23 protein-coding genes and 1 tRNA gene are annotated in these 24,000 nt (G+C 62.6%); 14 read left to right on the top strand and 10 right to left on the bottom strand.

All coding sequences use genetic code 11. The features are described from left to right. Positions 1-45: 45 nt before the first annotated feature. On the bottom strand, positions 46-522 hold the full coding sequence (locus GSQ88_RS11860) for an Hsp20 family protein (protein WP_174247988.1): 477 nt from the start codon (positions 520-522) through the stop codon (positions 46-48). A gap of 224 nt (positions 523-746) precedes the next feature. On the opposite strand from GSQ88_RS11860, the gene GSQ88_RS11855 reads away from it, so the two are divergent. Continuing rightward, positions 747-1,694, top strand: coding sequence for an alpha/beta fold hydrolase (locus GSQ88_RS11855; protein WP_159007938.1), 948 nt, complete (start codon positions 747-749; stop codon positions 1,692-1,694). Positions 1,695-1,844: 150 nt separating this feature from the next. On the opposite strand, the gene GSQ88_RS11850 is transcribed toward GSQ88_RS11855, so the two are convergent. From GSQ88_RS11850 to GSQ88_RS11840, 3 genes are all read right to left on the bottom strand, one after another. After that, the gene (locus tag GSQ88_RS11850) at positions 1,845-4,637 is read right to left on the bottom strand and encodes a di-heme-cytochrome C peroxidase (protein ID WP_159007937.1); all 2,793 of its coding nucleotides are present in this window, start codon (positions 4,635-4,637) and stop codon (positions 1,845-1,847) included. 210 nt (positions 4,638-4,847) lie between these two features. Continuing rightward, positions 4,848-6,644: an adenylate/guanylate cyclase domain-containing protein gene (locus GSQ88_RS11845; RefSeq protein ID WP_159007936.1), complete on the bottom strand. Its 1,797-nt coding sequence runs from the start codon at positions 6,642-6,644 to the stop codon at positions 4,848-4,850. Positions 6,645-6,707: 63 nt separating this feature from the next. Next, positions 6,708-6,899 (bottom strand): hypothetical protein, encoded by a 192-nt coding sequence (locus GSQ88_RS11840; RefSeq protein WP_159007935.1) that lies wholly within the window; start codon positions 6,897-6,899, stop codon positions 6,708-6,710. Here GSQ88_RS11840 and GSQ88_RS11835 point away from each other — a divergent pair. After that, positions 6,889-7,524, top strand: a complete 636-nt coding sequence (locus tag GSQ88_RS11835; RefSeq protein WP_159007934.1) for a LysE family translocator — start codon at positions 6,889-6,891, stop codon at positions 7,522-7,524. The genes GSQ88_RS11840 and GSQ88_RS11835 overlap by 11 nt on opposite strands. Here the strand turns inward: GSQ88_RS11835 and GSQ88_RS11830 are convergent. Beyond that, complete coding sequence (locus tag GSQ88_RS11830) at positions 7,512-8,267, bottom strand: sulfite exporter TauE/SafE family protein (RefSeq protein WP_159007933.1); 756 nt, start codon at positions 8,265-8,267, stop codon at positions 7,512-7,514. The two genes, GSQ88_RS11835 and GSQ88_RS11830, sit on opposite strands and share 13 nt — an antisense overlap. Before the next feature lie 96 nt (positions 8,268-8,363). Here GSQ88_RS11830 and GSQ88_RS11825 point away from each other — a divergent pair, with 96 nt between their 5' ends. Then, the gene (locus GSQ88_RS11825; protein ID WP_159007932.1) at positions 8,364-9,254 is read left to right on the top strand and encodes a LysR family transcriptional regulator; all 891 of its coding nucleotides are present in this window, start codon (positions 8,364-8,366) and stop codon (positions 9,252-9,254) included. A 43-nt stretch (positions 9,255-9,297) separates the two neighbouring features. Here GSQ88_RS11825 and GSQ88_RS11820 read toward each other — a convergent pair whose 3' ends face one another. From GSQ88_RS11820 to GSQ88_RS11810, 3 genes are all read right to left on the bottom strand, one after another. Beyond that, positions 9,298-10,266 carry a Bug family tripartite tricarboxylate transporter substrate binding protein gene (locus tag GSQ88_RS11820; protein ID WP_159007931.1) on the bottom strand — a complete coding sequence of 323 codons (969 nt, stop codon included), beginning with the start codon at positions 10,264-10,266 and terminating at the stop codon, positions 9,298-9,300. A 100-nt stretch (positions 10,267-10,366) separates the two neighbouring features. Next, a complete protein-coding gene (gene hisN / locus GSQ88_RS11815; protein ID WP_159007930.1) occupies positions 10,367-11,158 on the bottom strand; it encodes a histidinol-phosphatase in 792 nt (263 codons plus the stop codon). Positions 11,159-11,721: 563 nt separating this feature from the next. Continuing rightward, positions 11,722-12,609, bottom strand: coding sequence for an N-formylglutamate amidohydrolase (locus GSQ88_RS11810; RefSeq protein ID WP_159007929.1), 888 nt, complete (start codon positions 12,607-12,609; stop codon positions 11,722-11,724). 301 nt (positions 12,610-12,910) lie between these two features. Between GSQ88_RS11810 and cpdR the strand changes: the two genes are divergently transcribed. The 3 genes from cpdR (at position 12,911) to GSQ88_RS11795 (ending at position 14,191) form a co-directional block, all read left to right on the top strand. After that, positions 12,911-13,270, top strand: coding sequence for a cell cycle two-component system response regulator CpdR (cpdR, locus tag GSQ88_RS11805; RefSeq protein WP_138833499.1), 360 nt, complete (start codon positions 12,911-12,913; stop codon positions 13,268-13,270). 118 nt (positions 13,271-13,388) lie between these two features. Then, a tRNA-Val gene (locus tag GSQ88_RS11800) sits at positions 13,389-13,463 on the top strand. Between the two features lie 182 nt (positions 13,464-13,645). Beyond that, positions 13,646-14,191: an HD domain-containing protein gene (locus GSQ88_RS11795; protein ID WP_159007928.1), complete on the top strand. Its 546-nt coding sequence runs from the start codon at positions 13,646-13,648 to the stop codon at positions 14,189-14,191. Positions 14,192-14,249: 58 nt separating this feature from the next. Here GSQ88_RS11795 and GSQ88_RS36165 read toward each other — a convergent pair whose 3' ends face one another. Next, positions 14,250-14,333: a DUF3309 family protein gene (locus GSQ88_RS36165; protein WP_502706722.1), complete on the bottom strand. Its 84-nt coding sequence runs from the start codon at positions 14,331-14,333 to the stop codon at positions 14,250-14,252. A gap of 210 nt (positions 14,334-14,543) precedes the next feature. Beyond that, positions 14,544-15,998 (bottom strand): dihydropyrimidinase, encoded by a 1,455-nt coding sequence (hydA, locus tag GSQ88_RS11790; RefSeq protein WP_159007927.1) that lies wholly within the window; start codon positions 15,996-15,998, stop codon positions 14,544-14,546. 339 nt (positions 15,999-16,337) lie between these two features. On the opposite strand from hydA, the gene GSQ88_RS11785 reads away from it, so the two are divergent. The 8 genes from GSQ88_RS11785 to GSQ88_RS11750 all read left to right on the top strand — a co-directional run. Then, the gene (locus tag GSQ88_RS11785; RefSeq protein ID WP_159007926.1) at positions 16,338-17,600 is read left to right on the top strand and encodes a branched-chain amino acid ABC transporter substrate-binding protein; all 1,263 of its coding nucleotides are present in this window, start codon (positions 16,338-16,340) and stop codon (positions 17,598-17,600) included. A 41-nt stretch (positions 17,601-17,641) separates the two neighbouring features. Next, entirely contained in the window at positions 17,642-18,589 is a 948-nt protein-coding gene (locus tag GSQ88_RS11780; protein WP_159007925.1) for a branched-chain amino acid ABC transporter permease, read from the top strand. Then, positions 18,586-19,869, top strand: a complete 1,284-nt coding sequence (locus GSQ88_RS11775; protein ID WP_159007924.1) for a branched-chain amino acid ABC transporter permease — start codon at positions 18,586-18,588, stop codon at positions 19,867-19,869. Before GSQ88_RS11780 ends, GSQ88_RS11775 begins: the two co-directional genes overlap by 4 nt. Further along, entirely contained in the window at positions 19,866-20,621 is a 756-nt protein-coding gene (locus GSQ88_RS11770) for an ABC transporter ATP-binding protein (protein WP_159007923.1), read from the top strand. The genes GSQ88_RS11775 and GSQ88_RS11770 overlap by 4 nt, the downstream gene beginning before the upstream one ends. Further along, positions 20,618-21,316: an ABC transporter ATP-binding protein gene (locus GSQ88_RS11765; protein ID WP_174247987.1), complete on the top strand. Its 699-nt coding sequence runs from the start codon at positions 20,618-20,620 to the stop codon at positions 21,314-21,316. Before GSQ88_RS11770 ends, GSQ88_RS11765 begins: the two co-directional genes overlap by 4 nt. Before the next feature lie 238 nt (positions 21,317-21,554). Next, complete coding sequence (gene dctP, locus GSQ88_RS11760; protein WP_159007922.1) at positions 21,555-22,562, top strand: TRAP transporter substrate-binding protein DctP; 1,008 nt, start codon at positions 21,555-21,557, stop codon at positions 22,560-22,562. A gap of 2 nt (positions 22,563-22,564) precedes the next feature. After that, positions 22,565-23,113: a TRAP transporter small permease gene (locus GSQ88_RS11755; RefSeq protein ID WP_159007921.1), complete on the top strand. Its 549-nt coding sequence runs from the start codon at positions 22,565-22,567 to the stop codon at positions 23,111-23,113. Beyond that, positions 23,110-24,000: TRAP transporter large permease (locus GSQ88_RS11750; protein ID WP_159007920.1), on the top strand; the 891-nt coding region annotated here is incomplete at its 3' end. The genes GSQ88_RS11755 and GSQ88_RS11750, both read left to right, overlap by 4 nt.

Here is a 24,000-nt window from a genome sequence, read left to right as displayed (position 1 = left end):
GTTTTCGTTATTTCCAGCGAATATCCGCCGGAAATTCAACAATCCTTAGGCGGCGACCTTGCCGATGGTGCCGTCGACCACTTGCGGGGCCTGGGCGCCGGAGCTGATCGGAATGCTGCGGGGCTTCTTGGCCTCGGGAATCTCGCGGACGAGATCGACATGGAGCAGGCCGTGCTCGAGCGAGGCGTTCTTCACCTGCACGAAATCGGCAAGCTGGAAGGCGCGTTCGAAGGTGCGCGCCGCGATGCCGCGATACAGCACCTCGGATTTGTCCTGGCCGTTCTCATTGGCGATTTTCTCGCCCTTGATCGTCAGCGTGTTCTCCTTCGCGACGATCGAAAGCTCAGCCTGCGCGAAGCCGGATACCGCGACGCTGATGCGGTAGGCGTTTTCGCCGGTGCGCTCGATATTGTAGGGCGGATAGCCGGGGCTGCCGTCGGCGGTGGCCTGATCGAGCAGGGAAAAGAACCGGTCGAAGCCGACGGTGGAACGATAAAACGGAGTGAGGTCATAGGTACGCATAGGGTAGTCCTCCATTGAGCGACTGTTTCAGTTAACCCGCCCGCCATCGGGCCGGGCTTTTGTCGTCGTGCAGCCTGCAATGTTCCGGTCTCGAAACACTGGTAGCGGCCTGCACCAAGGTGATATGGGAGGATCACAAAGCGCGTTCAAGAGGGCCGAATCGCGCCGCTTTCCAAGACGCCGCGCCCTTGATTTTCAGCGCTTTTCACCCACCCGGTCCCCGCATGACGCTCGTCTCGATCCCCGCCAATCCCGTTCCGGAGAACGTCGTCAGCGGCACGATCGAGACGCCGGATGGCGTGGAATTGCGATTTGCGCGCTGGGCGCCCCCCGCCAACCGCAAGGGCACCGTTTGCGTGTTTCCCGGGCGCGGCGAGCAGATCGAGAAATATTTCGAGACCGTGCGCGACCTGCGCGACCGCGGCTTTGCGGTGGCGATGATCGACTGGCGCGGGCAGGGTCACTCCTCGCGCCGGCTGCGCGATCCACGCAAGGGCTATGTCCGCAATTTCGCCGATTACGAAGTGGACGTCGAGACCTTCGTGCAGCAGGTGGTGCTGCCGGATTGCCCGCCGCCGTATTTCGCGCTGGCGCATTCGATGGGCGGCGCGGTGATGCTGCGCGTGGCGCATGCGGGCAAGCGCTGGTTCGACCGCATGGTGCTGACGGCGCCGATGATCGATCTACCCGGACATAGCACGTCGTTTCCGGCGCGCGCGGTACTGCGGCTGCTGCGGCTCGCGGGGCAGGGCGGCCGCTACGTTCCCGGCGGTAGCGATCAATTGACCGGGCTCAATTCGTTCATCAACAATCCCCTGACCAGCGATCCGGTGCGCTACGCCCGCAACGCCGCCATCCTGGAAGAAGACCCGACGCTCGGCATCGCGGCGCCGACGGTGGCCTGGGCCGATACCGCCTTCACCGCGATGCGCGGCTTTCGCGCCGCCAACTATCCGCTGGAAATCCGCCAGCCGATCCTGATGCTGGCCGCCAGCAACGACGCCGTTGTTTCAACGGCCGCGATCGAGGAATTCGCCTATCATCTGCGCGCCGGCTCGCATCTGGTGATCGCCGGCTCGAAGCACGAGATCCTGCAGGAACAGGATCGCTACCGCGCGCAATTCTGGGCCGCGTTCGATGCCTTCGTGCCGGGTACGCCGCTGTTCAAGTAGCGGCTATAGCGTTTTCGAGCCAACGGGTCGCGCCAATGCGCGCCCGATGACAGGCTCCGTGGTACCGGTTCGCGTGAGGAAAACGCGTCAAAACAAAAGACGAGAGCTCCGTTCCGATTCTATCGGAACGGAGCTCTCGCCCCGGCGCCGTTACAGCGTCTTCAAATATTCGATCAGGTCCTTGCGCTCCTCGTCGGTCAGCAGGCGGCCGATCACGCCCGCCTTGTGCTCGTCAGGTGCGACCGCCGATCCCTCCAGCGAGTGGCCGAGATTGCTGTTGCCGTGGAGCGGCTTTCCGTCGGCATCCGTCACCGTGAACAGAGTTTCGCCGTTCTTGCAGCTCGGGGCTTCATTGGCCTCGACATGGAAGCCGACCTGTTGCGGATCGAAATCGCGAAAACCCATGCAGAATTGCTTCGGGCGTTGGCCTGCGGGCATCAGCATCCAGTACAGCGAGGGCACCGATCCGTTGTGAAGATAGGGAGCGGTGGCCCAGACGCCGTTCAGCGGACGGGCGCGATAGTGCAAATCCGCACCCGGATTGGGACAGTTCTTTCGCGGACCCCAAAGCTCTTTCTGATCCGCTTCCGAAACGTGGTTGTCGTTCATCCACTTTCGGCTGACCAGTTCGACGGTGGTCATCAGGGCAATCGAATAGGGCATTTCCGTCGAAGAGTAGGTGGATGGCGCCGGCAGATCGGTACATTCCGAACCCTTGCCGTCAGCCGCGGGCTGCATATCGCGCGCGGGCTGCATATCCAGGAAGCCGGGAAGGTCGACCTTGCGCTTTCCGAGCACCTCGGCTTGCGCCGAATCCGTGCCCATGCCGCTCACCGATTTCTGCACCGGCTTCAGCGACGCGGTCCCGGCATCCCAGTGCTCCGATTTCCAGACGCTCTGGTCGGGGAATTGGGTGTCGAACACCGGATCGTCGACCGGTCCGAGATGGCACTCGACGCAGATTTCGGCGTAAAGCGCGCGGCCCTTGGTGACCCGGGCCGGATCGACTTTCCAGGCGGGATCGTTGGGGAATATCTGCGCGGGCCATTTCGGCGGCTGCAGTCCGCCGAAACTCTTTGGGTCCCGTTTGAACGGATCGTCGGCGCCCCGCAGCATCGCTTCGATGCGGACCAGGTTCTCGAGCGCCATCGACGAGCGGAACAGCGTATCCTTGGGGGCGTCGGGCGACAGATTGAGCAGGGCAAAGACCCCGAGCGCCTCGCCGGCATTGCGGATCAGCGGCTGTTCGATCGAGGCGTCGTATTGCGCCCACAACAGCCACGGCACGGTCCAGATCGGCGGGAAGCTGACCGGGGCGTCCCGGGCGTGCAGATTCTTGTCGAAGCCCTGAAGACCGTTCATAGCCATGTCGGTGGCGAACACCTGATTGCCGATCCGGTTCAGCGCATCCAGTCGTCCGTACCCTTCCTCAGTGTCGTCCTGGTGCGCGTCCTTGAGCGCCTTTGTCAGCGCTTTGACCTGGGCGAGGACGGTGTCGGCGCCCTTTGCAAGCTGCTTCTTGAGTTCGTCGCGCTCCGCCCTGGAGGCATCGGGGCCGAGCACGCGTTTGGCGAAGCGGTTGAAGCGCGTCGGCAAATACCGCGTCATCAAAATCGATTGGCCGGTGGCGAGTTCGAGTTTCAGCAGATCCAGATTGGCCGCCCCGCCATCGAAGCGCAGGCTGGTGCCCTTGTAGTTGACGTGCCCGGTGTGACATGCCGCGCAGCTCAGGCCGATCATGTCGGCTTGCGGCTTGCCGGTGGTGGGATCGAGCGCTCCGGGCGTTCGCGCAAAGCCCACCGGCAGGCCATCGACGTTCTCGGCCGCCAACGGCTTCAGGCCCGCGACGGAGGCAGGCGCCGGCTCGGTCTTGGCATCGGATGCGTAATAGCCGAAGCGATGCAGGGTCGCTTCGTCGGTATGGATGGTTTTCGGGCTTGGCAGAAAGCCGAAGCGCTCGAGATAGTCGCTGTCGCTGAGCAGACCGGGTTCGGTAAACAGGTGAATGCCCGGCTGTTCCAGCGCCACGAACAGGGCGTAGGGCACCGGAAACGTCGCGGTGCCCTGGCTGGCGTGATGGAACCAGTGGCGGTCCTCGATCGACCAGTTCTGGTCGAGCCAGCGCGCTTCCTTGATCGGCGGCGGCTCCGGCAGCGGAGGCGGCAGGAATTGCGCCAGCGGCGGCACGAGTTTCTGCAATTGGTCGGGAAACTCTGCGGCCGCCACCACCACCGCGGCGACCAACGCGCCCAGCACGACCGCGATCTTGCCGGCGAGAATGACGCCGCGCCATCCGGATGGCGTCCGTAACCTGATGCGCGCGACGATCCGCTCCGGCAGCCGCCGTTCGTTGAACAGCGTGCTAACCTCGGCCACGCTGAGATAGCGCGCCTCGCCCTCGCCCTTGCCCATGATGTCGAGCAGGACCGGCCATTCGCCTTTCATCAGCAGCGGGTCGTACCAGCGTCGATTACCCTTGGCGCGCGCGAAATTCGCCTTCATGTAGGCCTCGATCTCCGGTGCGGTCAGGCCGCGCTCGGTCCCCCCGGCTGGGTCCTGGTATTCCTTGCCGAACCCGGCGAGGCGCTCGATTTCAGCCTCCTGCACGTGGGCGGTGCAGTCGAGGATGCGCGAACCGACGCCATGCTTGTCGAGGGGGCCGTTGCGCAGATGGTCAAGCACGGCGCCGGACCACCAGTTGCGCAGCAGGCGCACGGGACCGAGGCCGTTCGCGATCAGTGCCACCGGGATGGTTTTCAGGCCGACAATCTTCTTCTTGAAGCCGGTTTCGCCGGACGCGGCCTCGATGGTCTCGGCCAGCATCGGCAGCGGGACGACGTGGCCGTCGACGAGGCCTTCCGCGACCAGCGCGCGCAAGAACGGACACGGATTATCGGGCGAGACGGCGATCGTGCGGGAAGTGGTGTCGCTGGAGTCTTGCATGGCCCCGAATCCTGAAAAAGCGGCTGACGATAAAGTTCAAGTATGCAATTGGCGCCAATTTGAAGTTAACGAAGATGTTGAAAAGCGATGCTTTGGCGACGCTACCTCAGGGTGTAGCGGATTCGTCACGCGTTTCATACCCGTGTCGACGGAAGCCAAAGCCGAGGCGGCTGCGCCGCATCGTCATATCCGGGCTTTCAGATCCCCGGTTCAGGAATTTGTCTTGAGGCTTATCGGAGGCTCGAGCCGGGCGAGGCTGGTCGCGGGTATGCCGGCTTTCAGGAGTCCGTCGCGATAGTGGGCGATATCGGCTGCGTTTTTCCAATGGAAATTCCGCAGATGCCGCTCGACGGTCAGGCCGGGGTAGTCGCCGAGCAGGACTTCGGCCGCGTTTGCTGCTTCCTCGGCCCGTCCGGCCTGCGCCAGCGCCGCGGTCCGTACCGCCAGCGCCTGAAGATGATTGGGATTGACGTACAGGGCTTCACGCGCCCAGGACAGCGACGCGTCATATTGTCCGAGCAAATAATGGCTGAAGGCGTTCACCGCCGCCCATTGATACCGGGGGTCGCTGTTGCCGCGCTGGGCCGCCATCGAAAACAGTTCGATGGCCTGCCGATGCTCGCCGTTCATCAAGTGGCACATCCCGAGCACGCCGCGGGCGCCCATGTCGTACGGGTTCAGCTGCGCCCCGCGTTTGGCGGCATCGGTCGCCGCCTCTTGATGGCCTTGCAGCGCGTGCAGATAGGCGAGAATCTGGAACGCAAAGGAGGAACGCGGATCGAGCCGGACGCTGCTTTCCGCCAGGCTCATCGCGGAGTCCCATAATTCGCGGGTGCTCTTGATCCATCCGAACTGGATGCCCTGGATCTGGATGGTGGCGAGGTAGGCGCGCGCGATCGAAAGCGTCGGATCGAGCGCGATGGCTTCCTTGAACAGGCCGATCGAGGTCTCGAAATCGTCCTTGGTCTGTAGATAATAGTAGGACAGCCCCTTGAGAAAACGATCCCACGCGGTGATGTCGTTGGAGGCCCGGGCGGGAGCGGAAGCCTCCGCGCGATAGATCTCGGTGGCGATCGCCGCGGACAGGCTGGTGGTGATTTCATCCTGCATCGCAAACAGGTCGCCGATGTCCCGGTCGTATCGACCGGTCCATAATTGCTCACCGTTCTCCGGCGCGATCAGTTCCGAGGTGACGCGAATTTTGGCTCCGGCGCGCCGTACCGAGCCCTGGATCAGGTAGGTCGCATCGATCTCGCGTGCGATCAGGCGGGTGCTGACATTCTTGCCTTTGAACGAAAAGGTCGAGTTTCGGCTCAGCACCCGATAAAACGATTGCAGCGAAAGCGCGTGGATCAGATCCTCGGTGAGGCCGTCGGAAAAATATTCGTCGTCGCTACCGCTGAGATTGGCGAATGGCAGCACGCCCACGATCGCGGTTCGATATTGAGCCGGCAAATGCGAGGACGTTTCCTTTTGTCCTCGACGTCCATCGGAGCCCGCCGGCTCCCAGCTCCAGACATGGATCGGGTCGGCGATATTCTTGAAGCGGTGCGGACCGGCGTCGACGAGGGCGACGCTGAGATGCCTGGAGGCCTCGCTATGGGCCTTGGCCGAAATGGCGATGCCGCCGGGGGCCGCAACCGTCTCGAGGCGGACGGCGATATTCACGTCATCGCCGAACACCTCGTCCTCGTCGGCCATCACATCTCCCATGTGGATGCCCATGCGGAATTGCATGATGCGATCTGCGGGAATGTGGTTGTTGCGTTCCGCCATCTGGATCTGCATCGCGACCGCAGCCTCTATGGCTCCGACGATGCTCGGAAACTCCAGCAGGAAGCCGTCGCCGGTATTCTTGACCAGGCGGCCGCCGTGATTGAGGATGATCGGGTAGACTGCGGTTCGATGCGCCTTGAACGCGGCATGCGTACCGGCCTCGTCGGCACCCATCATGCGCGAGTAGCCTGCGATGTCAGCGCAGACGATGGCGGCCAGGCGTCTCTCCATATCTCCAAGCCTCCCGAACAGGCGGATAACCACTACGTGGTTGGCTGACTGATTCCAATGCCTTTAAGGCGGGTTTTGCTCGACCAAAGCCGTGACAATAATAATATAATCGCTCGGAATGATATCTGGGGGCAATTGGGTGACCTTGGTGCCGTTGACCGGGGTAAACAAGCCCAATGCTTTTGCAGGAGATGGCGATCCGCTAGGCTGCTTGCCTGCTGTCAACGCGAACCGGTTTGAAATCATGCTCGGCATCCACGAACTCTGGCTCTTTGTCGTCTCGGGCGTTTTGCTCAACATTTCGCCCGGACCGGACACCGCCTATGTCGTCGGCCGCAGTCTGCAAATCGGCTGGCGCGGCGGCGCCGCCGCGGCGCTCGGCATCAGTTCCGGCTGCCTCGTGCATGTCTTCGGCGCGGCGCTCGGGCTCTCGGCGTTATTGATGGCCTCGTCGGCCGCGTTCACGCTGATCAAATGGGCTGGTGCTGCCTATCTTTGCTATGTCGGGATCACCATGCTGCTGTCGCGGCAGCGTCCGCCGCCGCAGGACGCCGTCGGTCCGGCTGCGATTTCGCTGCGTCAGGTGTTCTGGCAGGGCGCGTTGACCAACGTGCTCAATCCGAAAGTCGCGTTGTTCTTCCTCGCCTTCCTGCCGCAATTCGTCGATGCGGACGCGCCGCACAAGCCGGTCGCCTTCCTGTCGCTCGGCCTGATTTTCGTCGCTACCGGTACGCTGTGGTGTTTTGGGCTGGCGGCGTTCGCGGCGCGCACCGCCGGCCGCATCCGGCAATCCGGCCGCGCGTTGCTCTGGATCAACCGCGCGCTCGGCGGGCTGTTCGTCTATCTCGGCCTCCGCATCGCAGCGCTTCAGGCCAGGTGAGTATTGTAGATCGCGTTGCCGGCAAGGTAGATCCCCAGCGCAATCATCGCGATCAGGAACCAGCGCTTGAAGGTGTCCGGGTGCATCCGGGTCCGCAGCGCCTGGCCGGTAAACATGCCGGCGAACGAACAGACCAGCGCGATGGCGCCCGGCAGCGCGGTCGCCCCCGACAGCAGTCCGGCTTTGGTGAGGTTGAACGCCAATCCTAGCGTCGCGACCGTGAAGAACACGCCGAGCGCCTGAAACAGTTCCTCCTTTTCCAGGCCAATCGACTGCATGTACGGCATCGAGGGAATCACCTGAACGCCGGTCGCCGCGGAGATCATGCCGGTGACCACGCCGACGCCGCCGCCGATCCATTTTTCGTTGCGGGGGGCGATGTTGAAGGTGAATTTCCTCAGGCCGATGATCGCATAGATCACCAGCAGCACGCCCAGGATCACGGTGCCGTAGCGGGCATAGGGGCCGGCCAGCATGCCCGAGTTCAGCCGGATGCCGATCACCGTGCCCAGCATCAGCGGCCACAGCCGCCGCAGGATGTCGCGCAGATAGGGACCGCCAAAGGTTTGCCAGATGTTGGTGACGATCGCCGGCACGATCACGATGGCGAGCGCCTGCGCCGGCGGCATCGTCACCGCGAGCAGGCCCATCGACACCGTCGGCAGGCCGAGCCCGACGACGCCCTTGACGAAGCCCGCGAACAGGAAGGTCGCGGCGATGAGAATGAGGAAAGGTTCGAACATGAGGGCCACATTGACCGATCGGCGGGATCGGCACAATCTGGAGGTTACGGATCAAGCCTTCGGCCGCGACGAAGGCAGAGCGTCAGGGGAACGGCCATGCGCTTCGACCTGGTTGACCTGCAATTGTTCGTCGCGGTAGCCGATTCGCGCAGCATCACCCGCGGCGCGCTGCAGGTCCATCTGGCGCTGGCTTCGGCCAGCGCGCGGATCAAGGGGCTCGAAGCGGCCCTGGGCGTGGTGCTGCTCAAGCGTGTCCGGCGCGGTGTCGAACTGACCGCGGCGGGCGAGAGCCTGCTCGATCATGCCCGCATCGTCATGCATCAGGTCGAGGCGATGCGCGGCGATCTCGCAGCCTTCGCCAGCGGCGCCAAGGCCAGCGTGCACCTGCTCGCCAACACCTCGGTGCTGTCGGAGCATTTGCCGAAGGCGCTGGCGGCATTCCTGCGCGAATACCCGGATATCGATGTCGATGTCGAGGAGCGCGAGAGCAGCGACATCGTCACGGCGATTGCGAGCGGCATCGCCGATCTCGGTTTTGCCGCCGAGCACGTGCTGCCGGATCAGTTTGAACGGTTCCTGTTCAGCGAAGACCGCCTGGTGCTGGTGGCGTCACGGCGTAACGCGTTCGCAGCCCGGCGCCAGATCGACTTTCAGGAGATGGCCGGTCACGACTTCGTCGGGCTGACCAATTCGACCGCGCTCTATTCGCATATCGCCAAGCACGCCGCCCGGCTCGGCATCCGCTTTCATTACCGGGCGCGCCTGAGGGATTTTGACGCGATCTGCCAGATGGTGGCGGCCGATGTCGGCATCGCGGTGGTTCCGGAAGCTGCCGCCCGGCGCTGTGCCCGATCGATGCCGATCGCGATCGTCCGGATCCGCGATCCCTGGGCCAACCGCAGGCTGGTGATCTGCGCCCGCAGCTTCAAATCGCTGACCCGGCCGGCCAAGCAATTGGTGGAGCATCTGCGCAAGGCCGCGCCGTAGTATCAAGGCGGCGCCATAAGGCCGCGACGGCGCCAACGAAGTTTTATTTTTCGATCGGGACGCCGGCGTCCTTGATCACGCCGGCCCATTTCTTGGTTTCGGCGTCGATAAACTTGCGAAAGGCTTCCGGGGTGTCGCCGGCCACCGTGAGGCCTTGCTCGGCGAGCTTTTGTTTGACCGCTGGATCGTTCATCGCCTCGTTGGCGACGCGGTTCAGCGTGGCGACAATCTTCTCGGGCGTGCCGGCCGGCGCGATCATGCCGTACCAGTTTTCGATCAAGAGGTCCGGCATGCCGACTTCCGCCGTGGTCGGCACGTCTGGCGCGGTGGCGGCGCGTTCGGGCGCGCCAAGCGCGATCGGCCGCAGCAGGCCGGCCTTGATCTGCGGCAGGATCACCGGCAGATCTAGGAACGTCATCTGCACCTGTTGTCCGAGGAGATCGTTGATGGCGGGCGCGGCCCCCCGATAGGGCACGTGGACGATGTCGATCTTGGCCGTCAGTTTGAACAATTCGCCGGCCAGATGCGGCAGGCCGCCGATCCCGGCGGAGGCAAAATTGAGTTTTCCGGGCTGGGCTTTGGCAAGCGCGACCAGTTCGGCCATGTTTTTGGCCGGAACGTTGCTGGCGACCACCAGCATCTCCGGCACCGTCGTCACCAGGGTGACTGGCGCGAAATCCTTGTCGACATCGTAGCCGACCTTGTCCATCGTCGGGCTGATGACCAGCGAACTCGCGCTGACGATGCCGATGGTGTAGCCGTCGGCGGCGGCCTTGGCGACCATGTCGGTTCCCAGCACGCCGCCTTGTCCGCCGCGGTTGTCGATCACCAGCTGCTGCTTGAAGATCTCGGACATGCGCTGGCCGACCACGCGCGCGATAATGTCGTTCGGCCCACCCGGCGGAAACGGCACGATCAGCCTGATCGGCTTGTTCGGGAAATCCTGCGCCTGGGCCGCCAACGGGGCGAGCAGCAGCGAAAGTCCAACGACCAGCGGTCTCAATGCGCGCATCAATCCTCCCGGCGGACTTTTCGCGCACTATCGTCGCGTTTCGGGCCGCTTGAGGCAATGCTACGTCACCCGTCGCGTCATGCCTAGCTGGGTCGTAGTCCTAGCCGTTGAGCAGCTTGATGGCCGCCTCATGCACGCGGGGGTCGCCGGCGGCGATGATGCGGCCGCCGTTCTGCGCGGGCTTGCCTTCCCAGGTGGTGACGATACCGCCGGCGCCGGTGATGATCGGAATCAGCGCCGCGATATCATAGGGTTTCAGTTCGGTCTCGATGACGAGGTCGAGATGGCCGGCCGCCAGCATGCAGTAGGAATAACAGTCACCGCCATAGCGCGTCAGCCGCGCCGCGCCCTGCACCCGGTCGAACGCCGCGCGGTCGGCGGTGTTCATCAACAGCGGGCTGGTGGTGAACAACGTCGCATCCCGCAGCGACGAACAGCGGCGCACCGCCAGTTTCCGTTCGCCCGACGGTCCATGATAGAGCGCCGAACCGCTGTCGCCGGAAAAGCGCTCGCCGATATAGGGCTGATGCATCATGCCGTACACCGGCGTCCCCCGGTGCAGCAGCGCGATCAGCGTGCCCCAGATCGGAAAGCCCGCGATAAAGGACTTGGTGCCGTCGATCGGATCCAGCACCCAGACATATTCGGCGTCTTCGCGCTCATTGCCGAATTCTTCGCCGACGATGCCGTGCTGGGGGAAATTGGCCTTGATCAGTCGCCGCATCACCGCCTCGGCGGCGCGGTCGGCCTCGGTCACCGGATCGAACTCGCGGTCCTCGGGTCCGGTGCTCTTGTTGTCGATGGAGAGCGAGGTTCGGAAGAACGGCCGGATGGTTTCGCCGGAGGTGGTCGCAAGGCGGGCGATGAAGGCTGTAAAATCAATGACCGTCACGGCGCTTCCTTGTCGGTAGGCTTGCTCGATAAGACCTGGATCGGTGAGGTCCGGGTCGCAAGAGCTTTCTGGGTCGCGGCTTTTAAGTTTTCGCGCTATTGCCTATCTCAATCCTGCAAGCGGCGCACTTTTATCCGCCCAACTATCCACGATGCCTGCTGGCATTTTGGATGCAGATTGAAGCGCGAACAGGCGTGCATTTTTGGTAAGGACGCCGATCACGAAATCGAGAGTGCGCCGGAAATAACCCGTCCAGCCTGCCGAAGGGTGATCCAAGTCACTGAAATAGCGCTGAAATCTCCGTGGCTACGGATGTGTTGCGCGCGTGCAAGGCCTGCGAAATTTGCATGGGAAATGCATTAAAAGCACTTGCGTTTTGTGCAGCGCGGTCGCATATTGTTGCGGTGCGGTAGCGCCTCGCGCTATCGCTGCCCTCCTTGGGCGTTTCCTCCCTAGACTTGGGCCGCTTGTTCATTCAAGCGGCCCTTTTTTCTTTTGGAGAGATTTTACGTTCGTTATTCCCGGGCGCGCGTCTTCGCCCGAACGACGATGTGCGTTGTTTTTTATTCCGCCGCCGCCTGGAACGGTCCGAGGTCGCTGAGCGGAACCGCCGCCAGCGCGTCGGCCAAGGTCGAAAAATCCGCCGCCACCTGTTCGAATCGCGGCCCGCGTTCGCGGCGCCGTTCATCCATATAGATCGCGCGGTTGAGTTCGAGCTGCACGGTGTGCAGTCCGCTCGCCGGGTTGCCGTAATGCTCGGTGATGAAGCCGCCGGCATAGGGCTTGTTGCGTCCGACCGAATAGCCGAGCGCACGCATGGATTCTTCCACGGTGTCGGCCAGCAGCGCCGCGCAGCTCGTGCCATAGCGGTCGCCGATCACCACGTCCGGCCGCCGCGGCTCGTCGCGCGAGACGCCGACCGATGGCATCGAATGGCAATCCACCAGCACTACCGTTCCGAAGCTCTGATGCGCCTTGTTGATCAGCCGCCGCAAGGCGCGGTGATAGGGCTTGTAGAGCGCCTCGATCCGCGACAGCGCATCATCGACGCTGATACGGTCGCGATAGATCTCCTGGCCGTCGCCGACCACCCGCGGGATGGTGCCAAGCCCGCCGGCAACCCGCATCGACCTGGTATTGGCGAAGCTCGGCAAGCGCCCGGTGAACATCCGCGGGTCGAGTTCGTAGGGCTCGCGGTTGACGTCGACATAGGAGCGCGGGAAATTGACCCGGACCACCGGAAAGCCGCGCTGGCTCAGATCGCCGATCAACTCGTCCATGAAGGAATCTTCGGAGCGGCGTAGCGCTGCGAGGTCGATCCGCGACACCTCGAGGAAATCGAGCGGATAGACCGAGCCTGAATGCGGGGAGTTGAAGATGATGGGCGCCCGCCACACGGCCGGCTCCACGATCTCGAACGGGGGCGACAGTTCGCCGTCCAATTGGGTCATCCTCGGGCGCCGTCCCTGGAGCTGCGGTTTCTGAATGTATCATTACCGCTGGAAAAACGGGGGCTTTCTGTCGAGGTATTGTCGGTAATCGCAGCCGTTCTGCCAAGCGAAAAAAGCCCGAAACTGGCTGGAACGCTTCTGAGGTGCGAAAAACGCTCGTCTTCGTTGCTTTGCACGGCATTCCGGTACAGAAATAGCGCCGCGTGCTTCCCCCTCGGCCTGCCCGTTCTTTCATCCGAAATTTACTCTCTGCAGGCTTAGTGAATGGACTGATCTCCTACCGGGATTCGACAACCGCCCCATGCACAAAATCCTCCTCGCCGAAGACGACAACGATATGCGCCGCTTCCTGGTCAAGGCACTGGAAAATGCGGGTTTTCAGGTCTCCTCCCACGACAATGGGTTGTCGGCCTATCAGCGGCTGCGCGAGGAGCCGTTCGAGATGCTGCTCACCGATATCGTGATGCCGGAAATGGACGGCATCGAGCTGGCACGCCGCGCCTCGGAACTCGATCCCGATATCAAGATCATGTTCATCACCGGCTTTGCCGCGGTGGCGCTGAACTCCGATTCGGAGGCGCCCAAGAACGCCAAGGTGCTGGCCAAGCCGGTCCATCTTCGCGAATTGGTCAGCGAAGTGAACAAGATGCTGGCGGCCTGAGCAGGCCCCGGATTGCGGTCGACAGACCCAGAAAACGACTGAAAAAGTGCCCCCCAGCGTCCTTGCCTGCTCGCTTGGGAGCCGATATACGGACGCCACCCGTCACGTAAGGCCTTTAGGGCGCGTAGCTCAGCGGGAGAGCACCTCGTTGACATCGAGGGGGTCACAGGTTCGATCCCTGTCGCGCCCACCATCCAACATCGCGCCACCGTCGAATATGACGATGCCTCGTGGTTTTCCCGGCCGCTTGGCCGTTGGCTGACGGCGCAGCCGCCCCGGCATGCAGCTAATCCCTACATGATGTGATCTGAGACAATCCGAGCTGACCGCCGGCGACAGTCATGTCGCTGACGACGCGGACCGAAAGGAGTTCAAATGAATGATCTAACCCGCATCATGCAGGCCGCGGACACGGCTGCCCGCTGGCACGTCGGCCAGCGCCGCAAGGGTCAGGCCGCCGAGCCCTACATCAATCATCTGCTCGAAGTGGCTTTCCTCGTTACCACGGCGACCGAAGGCCGCGAGCCGGACGTGGTGATCGCCGCGCTGTTGCACGATGCGGTCGAGGATCAGGGCATCGCGATTGACTCGATCGCCGGCGCGTATGGCCGCAAGGTCGCCGATATCGTCGCTGAGGTGACCGACGACAAGGCGCTGCCCAAGGCCGAACGCAAGCGATTGCAGGTCGAGACCGCGGCTCACAAGAGCCGCGAAGCCAGGCTGATCAAGCTTGCCGATAAAACCAGCAATGTGCGCGCGATTGCCAACAGCCCGCCGCCGGACTGGTCGATCGAACGGCGGCTCGATTACGTCAGGTGGGCGGGTGAAGTTGTTGCGCAGATTCGGGGCACCTCGCCGTGGCTGGAACAGCAGTTTAGCGAGGCTGCCAACCACGCGGAGCAATCAGCGACGAAGAGTTAAGCCAACGGCAAGCCACGATGGGCCGCAGCCGTTGGGTCAAGTGCCAATGTGACCTCGTCTACCAGTGACCGCGACGACGTCCCCAGTATCCGCCGCCACCGAACAACATCACCACCAGAACGATAATCAGGATCAATTCCATGGCGTTTCTCCGTTGATGCTGGTGGCGTTATTTGCCGCCAACCGAACAACTAACGGTGTCTACAAGCGATGGTTCCCGATCAGCGTGCACGTCTGCTCCAACGGCATCCGAAGGGCGTGAGTAATTCTGCTCATGTATTCGGTCAGACCGTGATGCCGTAACTCGCCACCGCGTTACGGCAAATCGCGCAGGATGGCTTCGGCTCGCCCCTCACGGCGTGACGGCGCCGCGCGATACGCCTTGCGGCGCGGTCGCCGTCTTCCAGGTCGAATTAGCGACGTGAACCGGCGAAAACGCCGGCCGCTCGACATAGCGGCCATCGCCTGGTTCGGCGCGAAGCTCGCCGTTCTGCCAGGCGATCTTGCCGCGCGACAACGTCGCCGCCGGCGCGCCGGTGCAGGCGTAACCTTCGAACACATTATAATCGATGCGGCTGAGCTGGTTCTTGGCCGAGATGGTCTTGCTCGCCGAGGGATCCCACACCACGAGATCGGCGTCGGAGCCGGCCGCGACCGCGCCCTTGCGCGGATAGATATTGAGAATGCGGGCGATGTTCGCCGACGTCACCGCGACGAACTCTTCCCTAGTCAGCCGGCCGGTGTTGACGCCGGCGCTCCACAGCACCGGCATGCGGTCTTCGAGGCCGCCGGTGCCGTTGGGGATCTTGCGAAAATCATCCAGGCCGATCCGTTTCTGCTCCGTCGTGAACGCGCAATGGTCGGTCGCGACCACCTGAAGCGAGCCGCATTGCAGCCCCGCCCACAGGCTGTCCTGATGCGCCTTGTCGCGGAACGGCGGCGACATCACCCGTCGCGCCGCATGGTCCCAGTTCTTGTTGTCATATTCGGTCGCATCGAGCACCAAATGCTGGATCAACGGCTCGCCATAGACGCGCTTGCCGGTGGCGCGGGCCCGCGCGATCGCTTCATGCGCCTCGCGGCAACTGGTGTGCACGACATAGAGCGGCGCGCCGGTCATGTCGGCGATCATGATGGCGCGGTTGGTCGCCTCGGCCTCGACCTCCGGAGGGCGCGAAAAAGCGTGGCCCTCGGGACCGCCAATGCCGCGGGCGAGCACGGCTTCCTGCATCCGCGCCACGACGTCGCCGTTCTCGGCGTGGACCAGCGGCATCGCGCCGAGATGGGCGCAGCGCGCAAACGAGTTGTAGAGCTCGTCGTCGTTCACCATCAACGCGCCCTTGTAGGCCATGAAGTGCTTGAAGGTGTTGATGCCGTAGGTCTTGACCACGATCTCCATCTCGTCGAACACCTGTTTTGACCACGACGTCACCGCCATGTGAAACCCATAGTCGGTGGCCGCCCGCTCGGATTTGCGCCGCCATTCCTGATAGGCGGCGAGCATCGATTGCCCGGGATCGGGAAGACAGTGATCGACCACCATGGTGGTGCCGCCGGTCAGCGCCGCCTTGGTGCCCCACTCGAAATCGTCGGCGGTGACCGTGCCCATGAACGGCATTTCGAGATGGGTATGCGGATCGATGCCGCCCGGCATCACGTAGCAGCCGCCGGCGTCGATCGTCTGCGCGCCGGTGGGCGCGTCAAGCGCGGCGCCGACAGCGACGATTGTTTCTCCGTCCACGAGGACGTCCGCGCGTTTCGAATGGTCGTGATTGACGACCGTGCCGCCGCGGATGAGGATAGCCATGACGTCTCCTGACACCGAAAAATGCTCGGCAGCCCGATCTGCCGCCATCGTAGAAGCGAAAATCGGGCCAAACAAGTTTAGGAGCCCCAGATGTAGCCGCTACGGGGCTGGGCGGGTAGGTGATATTCCGCAGCCAGCTCGGTGCGCAGGAGTGGTGCATCCATCTCGATGAGGCCCATACAACCGAAGCGAACTTCGCCCAATCTTTAGTCTGTCACAAAAGGCATTGGTGCGGTCGCAACCGGCGTCCGCCAATTGACTCACTTCCGTGACGATGTACTCTCCCGCCCAATAAAGAATACCTATCCGAAAAGGATAGAGGCATCGGGGAGGGACGCGATGAGCTTTTGCTTGCGCCTGATTTGCTATTCTTTTGCGGTCGCCTTTACCATTTTTAGTCTCATGGTGTTCGGGCGGCCGGCGGCGGCGGCCGAGGAGACCATCAAGCTTGCCTACACCGATCCCTTCTCGGGGCCATTCGCCTCCGGCGGCGATGAATTTCTAAAAGCCTTTCAATTCATCATTGCGCGAAAGAACGCCATGGGCGGTGCGCTCGGCCGCAAGTTCGAGATCGTGCCGTTCGACGACAAGCTGCAGCCCGCCGAAGCGCTGATCGCGCTGAAGAGCATGACCGACCAGAACATTCCGTTCGTGATGCATTGCACCGGATCGAATGTCGGCTCGGCGCTGATCGACGCGGTCTCCAAGCACAACGCGCGCAATCCGGATAACCGCATCCTGTATCTGAACTGCGGCGCGCTTGCGACCGAACTGACCAACGAGCAATGCGATTTCTGGCACTTCCGCTTCGCGGGCAGCGTCGATATGCGCGCCGCGGCGCGGATCAAATCGCTGCCGGCGGATCTGAAAAAGGTCTATCTGCTGAATCAGGATTATCTGTTCGGCCAATCGATCCAGCATGACAGCAAGAAATGGCTGGCAAAGCTGCGGCCCGACATCGAAATTGTCGGCGACGAATTGATGCCGTTCGGCAAGGTGCAGGATTTCACGCCGTACATTGCGAAAATCAAGGCATCCGGCGCCCAGAGCGTGGTCACCGGCAATTATAACCGCGACCTCAATCTCCTGATCAAGGCGGCGGTGGATGACGGTCTTAACGTGCGGTTCGATACCTTCCTGGCGCATCTGATCGGCGGACCTACCGCGATCGGACCGGCCGGCGAGAACCGGCTGACGTCGGTGATGGAGTTCAACGGCAATGTCGCGGTCGATCAGAAAAGCGCGGCCGCCGAAAAGATTGCGATCGACTGGCGGGTCGATCACCAGACCGACTTCTCGACACTCAATTTCCTGACCATGATCGACATGCTGGCCGATGCCATCAACAAGGCGGGCAGCACCGATCCGCTGAAGGTGGCGCTGGCGCTCGAGGACATGCACTACAAGGATCTGGACGGCCAGGAAAACATCATGCGCAAGGAAGATCACCAATTGCTGATGCCGTATTATGTCGGCGTGTTCTCCAAGGACGTGAAATACGACTCCGAACATACCGGCTTCGGCTGGAAGAACATCATGACGGCGACCGCCGCCGACCTGACCTTGCCGACCGTCTGCAAGATGAAGCGGCCGACGGAATAGAGCGTACGTGAAAGGGCGGTGAACGGGAGAACGAGGCGGTCATGGAGATAGTCCTCGTTTCCCTGTTCAATGGCCTGGTCTACGGCATGCTGCTGTTCATGCTGGCCAGCGGCCTGACGCTGATCTTCAGCATGATGGGCGTGCTGAATTTCGCCCATGCCTCGATCTACATGATCGGGGCGTATCTAGCGTTCACCGTCAGCCGGTTCGTCGGGTTCTTTCCTGCGCTGATCATTGCGCCGCTGCTCTGTGCGCTAATCGGCGCCGCGATCGAGGTGTGGGGCCTGCGGCGCGTTCATCACAACGGCCATATCGCCGAGCTGCTGTTTACCTTCGGCCTCGTCTTCATCGTCCAGCGCAGCGTCCAGATGATCTGGGGCATGCTGCCGATGGCCTATCGGGTGCCTCCGAGCCTCGACTTTTCGCTGTTCACGATCTATGGCGCCAACTTCCCGGCCTATCGCGGCTTCATGCTGCTGGTCTCGGTCGGCATGCTGGTGGCGACCTGGCTGCTGCTGAAGAAAACCCGGATCGGCCTGGTGATCCAGGCAGCGCTCACCCATCCGCAAATGGCGAGCGCGCTCGGGCATAACGTGCCGCGCGTCTTCACCATCGTGTTCGCCGGAGGTTGCCTGCTGGCCGGGCTCGCGGGGGTGATCGGCGGCAACTACCAGACCACGGAACCCGGCATGGCGGAATCGATGGGGCCGATCGTCTTCGTCGTCGTGGTGTTCGGCGGGCTCGGCTCGCTCGCCGGCTGCTTCGTCGCCTCGATCCTGATGGGGCTGATCATGACCTTCGCGGTGGTGATCAACACTTCGATGCTCGACCTGCTCAGGCCGCTCGGCATCACGGTTACCGGCGACAATCTGTTCACCGAAATCCTGACCGTGCCGGTGGCCCGCATCGGCGCGCTGCTGCCATTCGCGATGATGATTATCATCCTGTCGTTCCGGCCGCGCGGCCTGATGGGAACGCGCGACACATGACGGCGTCCCGGTTCTGGCAAATCTCGATCTGGATATTGGTGCTGGCGCTCGCGATCGCAGCACCTTGGGCGTTCTACAATTATCACACCGGGCGGCAATCCGGTTTTGTCATCTCGATGCTGAGCCAGATGGGCATGATGAGCATCCTGGCGTTGTCCTACAACATGCTGCTCGGGCAGGCCGGACTGTTCTCGCTGTGCCACGCCACCTTCTTCGGGATCGGCGGCTATGCGACCATTCATTTCCTCAACATGGCCAGCGCCGGCAGCCTGCCGTTGCCGATGGAACTGATCCCGTTGCTGTCAGGGCTTTCCGGGCTTGGGCTTGCGATCGTGCTCGGCTATATCGCGACCAAGCAGCGCGCGACGGCTTTTGCGATGATCACGCTTGGGATCGGCGAACTGATGGTCACCTCGGCGCTGATGTTCCAGCATTTCTTCGGCGGCGAGGGCGGCGTCAATACCAACCGCATGATCGGCCGCAGCCTGTTTGGTCTGACCTATGCGCAAGGCATCCAGGTCTATTATCTGATCCTGGCGTGGACGCTGCTATCGGCGCTGGCGATGTTCTTCCTGACCATGACGCCGCTCGGCCGGATGGCGAACGCGTCGCGCGACAATTTCGAGCGGGTGCAGTTCGTCGGCTACGACCCGCGCATGGTGCGCTTCTTTCAATTCGCGCTGTCCGGTCTGTTCGCGGGCATCGGCGGCGGATTATACGCCATCACCTACGAGATCGTGACCTTCGATGCGCTGGCAGCTCCGTTGTCGGCCAATGCGCTGCTGATGGCCTATATCGGCGGCTCCGCCTCGTTCGGCGGTCCGATCCTCGGCGCGGTGCTGATCACGCTGCTGCAAAGCGGCGTCAGCCTGATGTCGAATTCCTGGCTGGTCTATGTCGGCGTGCTCTTCATCAGCATGGTGATTTTCGCACCAAGCGGAATCATGGGGCTGGTGACGGCCCACGGCCCGATTGTTCGCGGCGGGCAGCTTGGCCGCCTGGCGGTGCCCTATATCAGGGTGCTGGTGCCCGGCATCCTGATGGTGGCAGGCTTTGTCGGCCTGGTGGAACTGACCTCGTTCCTGACCATTGGTGCTGCGCAAGGCAAGTCGCTGGTTCTGTTCGGCAACAAGATCGACGTCCATGCCACGCTGCCGTGGCTATCGGCGGCGGTCTGCCTTCTCGGCGGCGGGTTCTGGTTGCGGCTGGAAGCGCGATCGTTTCGGCGGGTCTGGGAAGGCCTGATGCAGGGTCTCAAGCCGCAGCGGAGCGTCGCATGAGCGATGCGGCGCTCGCTTTGAAAAACGTCGGCAAGGCGTTCGGCAATCTCGAAATCATCCGCGGCGTCAGCCTCGATATCGCCAGGGGCGAACGTCACGCCATCATCGGTCCGAACGGCGCCGGCAAGACCACGCTGTTCAACCTGATCAGCGGACGGTTCCGGATATCGAGCGGCGAGATTTTGCTGAACGATGTCCGTATCGACGGGTTGCCGCCGCACAAGATCAACCGGATGGGGCTGTCGCGAAGCTTTCAGATCACCTCGATCTTCCACCGGCTGTCGGTGTTCGAGAACCTGCGCTGCGCGCTGTTGTGGAGCATGGGCTATCGCTATTCGTTCTGGACGCCGCTGTGGCTGCAGCGCGAATTGACCGCGCGCACCGATGCGATGCTGGAGGATCTCAATCTCACGCCCCGCCGCGACACCGCGGCCGGCCTGTTGTCGTATGCCGATCAGCGCGCGCTCGAGATCGGCATGACGATCGCGGGCGGCGCGTCCGTCATCCTGCTCGATGAGCCGACCGCGGGAATGAGCAACTCGGAGACCGATAACGCGGTTGCGCTAATCCGCCGGGTCTCCAAGGGCAAGACGCTGCTGATGGTCGAGCACGACATGAAAGTGGTGTTCGATCTCGCCGACGTCATCACGGTTCTGGTCTATGGCCAGGTCATCGCGTCGGGGCCGCCGCACATCGTGCGCGCCAATCCCGCCGTTCAGGAAGCCTATCTCGGGGCACTGGACGCCGCATGATCCTCGAAGTCCGCGACCTCCACGCTTATTACGGCCAAAGCCACATCCTGCATGGCGTGGCAATGGACGTGAATGACGGCGAGATCGTCAGCCTGCTCGGGCGCAACGGCGTCGGCCGATCGACCGCCTGCAAGTCGATCATGGGGCTGGTCACCGCCCAAGGCACGGTAAAATTCAAGGGCAAGGACATCGCGGGCTTGCGCCCCGATCAGGTCGCGCATTGCGGCATCGGTTACGTGCCGGAGGACCGCCAGATCTTTCCGACCCTGACGGTGCGGCAAAATCTCGAACTCGGCCTCAAGCGTTCCGGCACATTCGGCCGCTGGAATTTCGACGATGTGTTTGCGTTGTTTCCAAACCTGAAGGCGCGCCAGGATACGTCGGCGGGCGTGTTGTCGGGTGGCGAGCAGCAGATGTTGACGATGTGCCGCACCCTGATGGGCGATCCCGATCTGATGCTGATCGACGAGCCTACCGAAGGGCTGGCGCCCAAGCTGGTCGAGCAGGTCGGCGAACTCCTGGCCGAGATCGCGCGGCGCGGCGTTTCGGTCCTGCTGGTCGAGCAGAAACTCGCGATCGCGCTCAAGATATCATCCAGGCTTTATGTGATGGGCCACGGCCGAATCGTGTTCGAGGGCACGCCGGGCGACCTCGGCGCGAATTCCGCCGTGCGCAAGGAGTGGCTCGAGGTTTGATTGGTGCAGACGCCCAACGTGCCGTCCATCCTTCGAGACGCGCGCAAGGGCGCGCTCCTCAGGATGAGGGGGCGGTTATGTGGCGACCTCATGGTGAGGAGGTGCACTTGCGCCGTCTCGAACCATGACTTTTCTGCGCATGGCGCCATGCCTCGCGCCGAGATTGCCCCGGATGATTTGCTCGACCGGCGGATATAGATGATACTGAAAAAAACAGAAGACGAAACGGGAGCAAACTATGTCTGGGGTGAAAACGGGGTTGGTTCTGCGCGCGGCGGCGGCGATCTCCGCGCTGACGCTGCTGCTGGCGCCGGGCAGGCAGGCCGTCGCCGCCGAAAAATGGGATCTCTACGTCTATAACGCGGTCGGGACGGTTGCCGCCGTCAAGGGGCTCGATACCACGATCGCGCAGATCGAAAAGGAAACCGGCGGCGAGCTTTCGATCCGGCTGCATCTGGGAGGCTCGCTCCCGATCAACACCACGACCATTACCCAAGCCGTCAGCGACGATGTCGTGCAGATGGGCGACGATGGCTATTTCCTCGGCAATGTGCCGATCGGCGGCGTGCTGCGGCTGCCGATGCTGCTGCGGACGTTGTCGGATTACGACAAGGCCACGGCGATCATGACGCCTTATTTGACCCGGGCGTTCGAGAAAAAAGGCCTGGTCGTGCTCGGGCAATATCTTTATCCGTTCCAGGTGGCCTATTCGAGCAAGAAGCTGACCTCGCTGGCCGACTTCAAGGGCCAGAAGATTCGCGTCACCTCGCCGGAGCAGGGCGAATTCATCAAGCGGCTGGGCGGCATCCCGCAGACCATCGGCGCGCCGCAGGTGCCTTCCGCGCTTGACCGCGGCGTGGTCGACGGCGTGCTCACCGCCAACACCGGCGGCGGCAATATCTGGAAGGACCTGCTGAAATACAACTACCGGATCGGCATCAACTATTTCAACTCGGTCATCATCGCCAACAAGGAGCGGTTCGAAAAGCTGACGCCGGAGACGCAGGATAAAGTGCGCAAGATCATCACGGCCAATCTGCCGCTGATCACCAAGGCGATGCAGGATGAGGAAGAAGACCTCACCAAAAAGTTCGCCGACGGCGGCATGACCATTACCCGGGAAAACCCCGAGGAAATCGATGCGGCGGTCAAGGTGATCGCGCCGTATTGGGAGGAGTGGGCCAAGACCCAGGGCCCCGATGCGGTCGTCGCGCTGAAACAAGTCCGCGCCGCCATCGGCCGATAATCATGGCGACGCCTTCGGAGCCCTCGGCCGGTGGGGCGGCGCCCCATGCCGTCGAACAAATCGTGGCCGGATCGACCCTGGTCGAGGATACCTGCGAAGCGATCTGCGCGCTGTTCTTGATCGCGTCGATCGTGCTGATCGCGGCCGAAGCGATCGCACGCAATGTATTTTCGACCTCGTTCCAGATCACCGATGAAGTCTGCGGCTATCTCCTGGTAGCGCTCACCTTCCTGAGCATGTCGGTCGCCGAGGCCCATGGCGCCTTCCATCGCGTCGAACTGGTGCAGACCCGGCTGTCGTTCGCCGCGCGGCTATTGTCGCAACTGGTGTTCGACTGCATTTCGCTGGTCGCCTCCGCGCTGGTGACGTGGCAATTGTACCGGCTCGCGTCCAACTCCTGGCATTCCGAAGACGTCGCGCCGACGCCGCTGCATACGCCGTTATGGCTGCCGCAATGCACGATGGCGATCGGGATGGCGCTGCTGTGCCTGGCCCTGATCCGCGCGATGCTAGCCAAAGCGCGAATTTTGGCGCGGGGCGATCGCGCATGAGCCCGGGTGTCGAATTCATCGTCGTGATGCTGGTTTTCCTCGGCCTGTTGACCGTGGGCATGACCATTCCATTCGCGATCCTGGTGCCCTCCGTGCTGTATCTCTTCATGCATGCGGGATTGGCGGGATTGAAAGGCATCGGCCTCGTCAGTTGGGGCAGCATGGACAGCTTTACGCTGACCGCGATCCCGCTGTTCATCCTGATGGCCGAGATATTGCAGGAGAGCAAACTCAGCCAGCGGGTCTATCGCGGCCTGTCGACGCTGGTGGCCTGGATGCCCGGCGGGCTGTTGCAGACCAACATCGCGGGCTGTGCGATCTTCGCCGCGATCAGCGGCTCCAGCGTGGTGACCGCCGCATCGATCGGCCGGGTCGCGCTGCCGGAATTGCAGAAGCGCAACTACAGTCCGCGCTTGTCGGCGGGCTCGCTGGCCGCCGGCGGCACGCTCGGGATCCTGTTTCCGCCGAGCATCGCGATGATCGTTTACGGCACGTTCACCGAGACCTCGGTCGCAAAGCTGTTCATGGCCGGCGTACTGCCCGGCTTTCTGCTGACCTTCCTGTTCATGGCCTACATCGCCGTGCACGCCTGGCTGAAACCCGATGTGGCGCCGGTCGAACGCGGCCCGCGTTCGATGCGGGAATTGCTGGGCGCCATTCTCGATGTGCTGCCGTTCGTGTTCCTGATCGGCGGCACCATGGGCAGCATCTATTCGGGGCTGGTGACGCCGACCGAAGCCGCTGCGGTCGGATGCCTGCTGGCGATGCTGATCGCGATGATCTGCGGCGAATTCAATTTCGGCGTGCTCAAGGCGGCGCTGAGGACCTGCGTCCGGATCTGCGGCAACATCCTGTTCATCGTCTACGCCGCGTTCGTTTTTTCCTAT

The sequence above is a fragment of the Bradyrhizobium sp. S69 genome (genome assembly GCF_009766005.1).
In the GTDB taxonomy this organism is placed as follows: Bacteria; Pseudomonadota; Alphaproteobacteria; order Rhizobiales; family Xanthobacteraceae; genus Bradyrhizobium.
Note: the sequence above shows the minus strand (reverse complement) of the source record. Positions and strands in the feature narration are given on the sequence as shown.

What these genes read in the sequence shown, in the direction of transcription:
- GSQ88_RS11860 (WP_174247988.1), bottom strand. Translation starts at nt 522, where the DNA reads ATGCGTACCTATGACCTCACTCCGTTTTATCGTTCCACCGTCGGCTTC.
- GSQ88_RS11855 (WP_159007938.1), top strand. Translation starts at nt 747, where the DNA reads ATGACGCTCGTCTCGATCCCCGCCAATCCCGTTCCGGAGAACGTCGTC.
- GSQ88_RS11850 (WP_159007937.1), bottom strand. Translation starts at nt 4,637, where the DNA reads ATGCAAGACTCCAGCGACACCACTTCCCGCACGATCGCCGTCTCGCCC.
- GSQ88_RS11845 (WP_159007936.1), bottom strand. Translation starts at nt 6,644, where the DNA reads ATGGAGAGACGCCTGGCCGCCATCGTCTGCGCTGACATCGCAGGCTAC.
- GSQ88_RS11835 (WP_159007934.1), top strand. Translation starts at nt 6,889, where the DNA reads ATGCTCGGCATCCACGAACTCTGGCTCTTTGTCGTCTCGGGCGTTTTG.
- GSQ88_RS11840 (WP_159007935.1), bottom strand. Translation starts at nt 6,899, where the DNA reads ATGCCGAGCATGATTTCAAACCGGTTCGCGTTGACAGCAGGCAAGCAG.
- GSQ88_RS11830 (WP_159007933.1), bottom strand. Translation starts at nt 8,267, where the DNA reads ATGTTCGAACCTTTCCTCATTCTCATCGCCGCGACCTTCCTGTTCGCG.
- GSQ88_RS11825 (WP_159007932.1), top strand. Translation starts at nt 8,364, where the DNA reads ATGCGCTTCGACCTGGTTGACCTGCAATTGTTCGTCGCGGTAGCCGAT.
- GSQ88_RS11820 (WP_159007931.1), bottom strand. Translation starts at nt 10,266, where the DNA reads ATGCGCGCATTGAGACCGCTGGTCGTTGGACTTTCGCTGCTGCTCGCC.
- GSQ88_RS11810 (WP_159007929.1), bottom strand. Translation starts at nt 12,609, where the DNA reads ATGACCCAATTGGACGGCGAACTGTCGCCCCCGTTCGAGATCGTGGAG.
- cpdR (WP_138833499.1), top strand. Translation starts at nt 12,911, where the DNA reads ATGCACAAAATCCTCCTCGCCGAAGACGACAACGATATGCGCCGCTTC.
- GSQ88_RS11795 (WP_159007928.1), top strand. Translation starts at nt 13,646, where the DNA reads ATGAATGATCTAACCCGCATCATGCAGGCCGCGGACACGGCTGCCCGC.
- GSQ88_RS36165 (WP_502706722.1), bottom strand. Translation starts at nt 14,333, where the DNA reads ATGGAATTGATCCTGATTATCGTTCTGGTGGTGATGTTGTTCGGTGGC.
- hydA (WP_159007927.1), bottom strand. Translation starts at nt 15,998, where the DNA reads ATGGCTATCCTCATCCGCGGCGGCACGGTCGTCAATCACGACCATTCG.
- GSQ88_RS11785 (WP_159007926.1), top strand. Translation starts at nt 16,338, where the DNA reads ATGAGCTTTTGCTTGCGCCTGATTTGCTATTCTTTTGCGGTCGCCTTT.
- GSQ88_RS11780 (WP_159007925.1), top strand. Translation starts at nt 17,642, where the DNA reads ATGGAGATAGTCCTCGTTTCCCTGTTCAATGGCCTGGTCTACGGCATG.
- GSQ88_RS11775 (WP_159007924.1), top strand. Translation starts at nt 18,586, where the DNA reads ATGACGGCGTCCCGGTTCTGGCAAATCTCGATCTGGATATTGGTGCTG.
- GSQ88_RS11770 (WP_159007923.1), top strand. Translation starts at nt 19,866, where the DNA reads ATGAGCGATGCGGCGCTCGCTTTGAAAAACGTCGGCAAGGCGTTCGGC.
- GSQ88_RS11765 (WP_174247987.1), top strand. Translation starts at nt 20,618, where the DNA reads ATGATCCTCGAAGTCCGCGACCTCCACGCTTATTACGGCCAAAGCCAC.
- dctP (WP_159007922.1), top strand. Translation starts at nt 21,555, where the DNA reads ATGTCTGGGGTGAAAACGGGGTTGGTTCTGCGCGCGGCGGCGGCGATC.
- GSQ88_RS11755 (WP_159007921.1), top strand. Translation starts at nt 22,565, where the DNA reads ATGGCGACGCCTTCGGAGCCCTCGGCCGGTGGGGCGGCGCCCCATGCC.